At 35.0% G+C, this 4,244-nt stretch carries 4 protein-coding genes and 1 pseudogene; 4 read left to right on the top strand and 1 reads right to left on the bottom strand.

Going from position 1 to position 4,244, the window contains the following annotated elements; translation table 11 throughout:
• Window positions 1-184: 184 nt before the first annotated feature.
• Window positions 185-625, bottom strand: a pseudogene (locus BTN98_RS17805) (reverse transcriptase N-terminal domain-containing protein); the annotation flags it as partial.
• Window positions 626-1,882: 1,257 nt separating this feature from the next.
• Between BTN98_RS17805 and BTN98_RS17800 the strand changes: the two are divergent.
• From BTN98_RS17800 to BTN98_RS20535, 4 genes are all read left to right on the top strand, one after another.
• Window positions 1,883-2,155 (top strand): hypothetical protein, encoded by a 273-nt coding sequence (locus BTN98_RS17800; protein ID WP_065190237.1) that lies wholly within the window; start codon window positions 1,883-1,885, stop codon window positions 2,153-2,155.
• Between the two features lie 476 nt (window positions 2,156-2,631).
• Entirely contained in the window at window positions 2,632-3,159 is a 528-nt protein-coding gene (locus tag BTN98_RS17795) for a hypothetical protein (RefSeq protein ID WP_065190236.1), read from the top strand.
• 203 nt (window positions 3,160-3,362) lie between these two features.
• Window positions 3,363-4,031 carry a hypothetical protein gene (locus BTN98_RS17790; protein WP_065190235.1) on the top strand — a complete coding sequence of 223 codons (669 nt, stop codon included), beginning with the start codon at window positions 3,363-3,365 and terminating at the stop codon, window positions 4,029-4,031.
• A gap of 24 nt (window positions 4,032-4,055) precedes the next feature.
• Window positions 4,056-4,244: hypothetical protein (locus BTN98_RS20535; RefSeq protein ID WP_205853520.1), on the top strand; the 189-nt coding region annotated here is incomplete at its 3' end.

Here is a 4,244-nt window from a genome sequence, read left to right as displayed (position 1 = left end):
GGGGCAGAGACCATTGAGCTTGCAAAATTCGAGTTTTGATAATGAACTCGATTCAGATTGTTCGATCAGGATTTTCCATTCTTGGTTGGTTAGTCGGTTGAACATTTCAAATCTCCTTTTGGTTGAAGATTTGATCTTATTCTTCGTCTTGAGTGATTAAAATGCGGGGTTTATGATGCGCTTACAGTGTTTCTGACACTGGCTCTAGTGCAAGAAGATGAAGTGCTTGCTGCGCTCTGTCAACCATACAAGGGATGCCAAGTGGTCTGAGCTTACTGTTTTTCTTTGGGATATAGATACGCTTGAGCGGTTTGGCTTGGTAAGCTTTTCTGCTTAATTGATTGACTGCTTTCATACGGCGCGTATCCGTGTTCCAGATGACGCCGTCTATTCCAGGCGTTTTACTGCCTTTGTTTTGTGATACCCGCTTAACAGCAAGAAGTTTTGCCGAACGCGAGTGAGTTAGTATCCACTGCAACGCTTTCGCTTTGCCGTGTTTACCTTCTCGTGTTGCCTTTGCAATACGCATCTGAAGCTTTAAAACATGGGATTCAACGGCTTTCCAGTTTATGGACTGCCATTGAGCACTGTCAGGAGAGGCACTAATCTCTTTTGAAATCATCATTTGCGTTTCTCCTTGAATAAAGTTCTTCAAATTATCTTGCAACGTAAGACCAGTCGGAAGTCAGCTCACTTTCGTGCCAGACATTTGCCTGTATCTGCATCGTTACAATGCAGCCTTCGCTTTTTCTAACATCCTCTACCTGCATCACTATCGGTCGCAAAGACTTTCCCAGTGGGAGTGATACAGGCTTACCGTGTTCCGTATATCGCGCAATGTCAGTTTAGATGCCCGCTATGGTGCGGAGAGTTCAACGATCACGAAAGAGCATGGGGCAATCTCTTTCCGACTCTCGTGCCTTTTGGCTACAGCGTATTAACCACTTCCGCTGTTTCATCATATAACGCACCTTACGCGGATTCACTTATGTTCATCATGCTGACTACCTAGCACTCACCCGATGTTGTGGTTATCAGGAGGATCGTTCTCTCTCGATTTAGATCCCGATTGGCAAATGCCAACCTTCGTTACATTGTCAGAGCCGCTAATTTATTCAGGCTCCTAGGTTCATCTGGTGACACAGATGGTTCACTCGATTAACGGTGAACAGCGCTTCATACGACCTCACGTCGCACGCCCCATTATGAGTTAGACCTAATACTCATTCATATTTTATTTACATGAGTTTTCATTAGTTTTATTTTCTGTCTATTTGAAGCGTTATAACTAGACGTGGTGATTTTATCGCTTGGAGGTGTATTCATAAAATTATAGAAATTAAATAATTTTAATTTTCAATTTATAGTTAATAATACTTATTTAATACATTTCTTACTTTCTATATACACATTCGACATCTAATCATTTTAAACCATTAGAGTTTGATAGGAGAATAATAATCTTATATCTAAGTTTTGTTGAGATTTTTAATTAATCAGTAAATACAGAACATAATGATTTAAATGAAGTTTGCGGTATTGGTTATAGAAAAGTGCTTGAATTTTTAATTAAAGATTATTGTTTCAATCCATGGAGAGTTAATTGAAAGTAATTCTAATAAATATGATCTGGCTCACTAACTGCTTTTAATTAATTACGTTGTAAAATTACTTATTAATAACAAAAAAAGGAATATTGGCATTAAAATCATGCGTTAAATAAATACTGATGTGAATTTTTTATTTTTAATTACGATAATTTTGGCGCTTACAATGTTTATTGCAAATAATAATATTTTACTTGTATACGTTAAATAAGTTATGTAACGTATCTTATGTAAAATATGTTTTATATTGAAACTGTAGAACAAGGAAAGTTCAAATGATGAATATAAAAAAATTATTTTTAACCTGTTTAATAATAATGTCAGCCCCTTCTCAAGCTGAAAATACATTGATACCACAAATAAAAGAAGATAATCAGTTATCTAGTCATGTATCCACTAAAAATATGAAATTTCAATTTATAGGCTATATTCCGCCAAAACAAACTCTTGATTATTTTTCTTCTTTACCTAAATTTTACCAAGATGATGTAAAAATAATAAAGAAAAATAAAATAAATATTAAATATATTGATATGCATGGGATGTAGCATTGATCTGTGACTCTTATTGATATGAAGTTCTCCATATACGACACAATTAAGATTAACTTATTGAATACAAACTGATAAAAAAGTACGTTGTTTTCTTTTTAATGCAGCGCTTATAAGCGCATCCTAATACTGGTATTGTCACGACGACACCAGACATTAGTATTGCTTCGTCATATATTGGTTTTATTGCAATATTAGCTGATTTGTTTATGTAAGCGTTAACTAATAGATTATATGCAGATCATTTTGCAAATTGTTATTGGAAGCCAGTGTTTTGGTCAAGAGGCTATTGCTTCTTGACCACAGGAGGCGAAAGTTTGTAGCCTTTGGAAAACTATATCAACCTAAATAAGCTCGATATCTATCTCCACTCAAGTCGATGATTGGAGAATTTCGCGTGGTTTTGTCAAAATAGCCAAAGTGGCTCTTGTCTCCTTCACCCTGATATTAGAGATTATTCTTATGCTGGTGGTATGCCACAGTATTCAGCGCAAAATTCTATTCATCAAGCCACACTTAAAGTTGTTCAATCACATATTCAATTTAATGTTACGAACGATACAAACTCACTAGTTGAGTTAAGTGACCTCGTTACAATGGATATAGTACGGGATTTGAATGCGGTAAATATGTTGAAAGGATACAGCCAGATTATTGCCTCGTTATCGACTGATAAAGATGTAAATGATTTTGGTACTGATTCTGAATTACCTATTTATGACGTAAAACAAGCAGGTTACACAGAACAATTAGAGAAAATGTTACTGGCTGCAAATGTCAGTGAGAATGCTCATCTAGTTAATCTGTTACGAAATGAGATCTGTCGTTTAGTTTCAGTATGCGGTGAATTTAGCCCTTGTGTAATTCAAGGTTTTGCTACTTTTGCTAAGACTGAAATTTTCTTCCCTACTTTTAATGGCAATCCGTATTTAATCAATACAAATAATCGTATTAATAGCGATTGCTATATGCCGCTTGTTACAGGTGTTTTAGAGGTTTGAGCTTTACATTCTAGTAAGGCTATCGAAATACATAGCCCACGAGAAATATCTCAATTGCTATCCAATTTTACCTATCAAATTAAAGCTTCAATGAAAGAAATCGAAAACATTTACTGTGACGATTTTGATAGTGAAGACACAATTTTCTAACTCCCAATTAATGACCTTTATAAAGGTCATTATTAATCTAATCTGGAATTACCATGCTAAATACATATCTAATTGTAAATAAAACACGACACACAACTGGCGATTTAGTTAATTTGGGTTTTTGTGTGCCAATCAGTCTTGATACCAAGTCAGGAGATCTTATTGAGTTTAGTGAGGATTCTATGAGGTATCTATCACTACCATCATTAGATGTTCGTGATAGCGAAGTTGAGTATTACGTAAGAGCATTTAGTAAAGAGCTACATGCACTTCTAACTAACTTTGCTATTAATGATAACGGGATCATTGCTTGTAATAACATCGTGCACTTTTTTAAAGACCAAAATGCACGAATATTACCAACTATAAATAAACATGCTTTTAATGCAAAACTAATTGCTCCGACAATCGTTAGTAAAATGACTGATAGCTGCAAGGTTTTTAGATATAATAAAAAACCAAAAAGTGGCTTTGTAGTTTTTAGTTTTTCAGATCACGATCAGGATGATTCACTTATCTCAATCATTGATTCTGGATTAAGCCCGTTCAGGCGAGTTAATCACGATGGATTTGCTGTTTTCAAAAACAACAGTATGATTCATTCAACAATAGCTCAACTTTCAATGCATGGACTATCAATAGCTGATAATGATTCTATATCCTCAATCCGTGCGACTATTGGTTCGCTTGATGCCTTAGCATTATCTCTAATTAACTTCTAATCTAACTACCCAATCAGGTGCTACATGAACAACTTTAAATCTATACAGTGTGTTGTAAGTGATATACATACTGGATTCCAATCTATTCTAACATTCGTCCGTAATAACGACGGTTTATTCACTTCAAGATTAGGTGAGAATAAATATTTAAGAGATGTATTCCCACGGCTACCTATGTCAAAAAATGATTTATCCTCTGAAACACTTGTTCTC

Source organism: Photobacterium aquimaris, from assembly GCF_002954455.1.
In the GTDB taxonomy this organism is placed as follows: Bacteria; Pseudomonadota; Gammaproteobacteria; order Enterobacterales; family Vibrionaceae; genus Photobacterium; species Photobacterium aquimaris.
The sequence above is the reverse complement of the archived record's forward strand: the minus strand, read 5'-3'. Positions and strand labels throughout refer to the sequence as shown.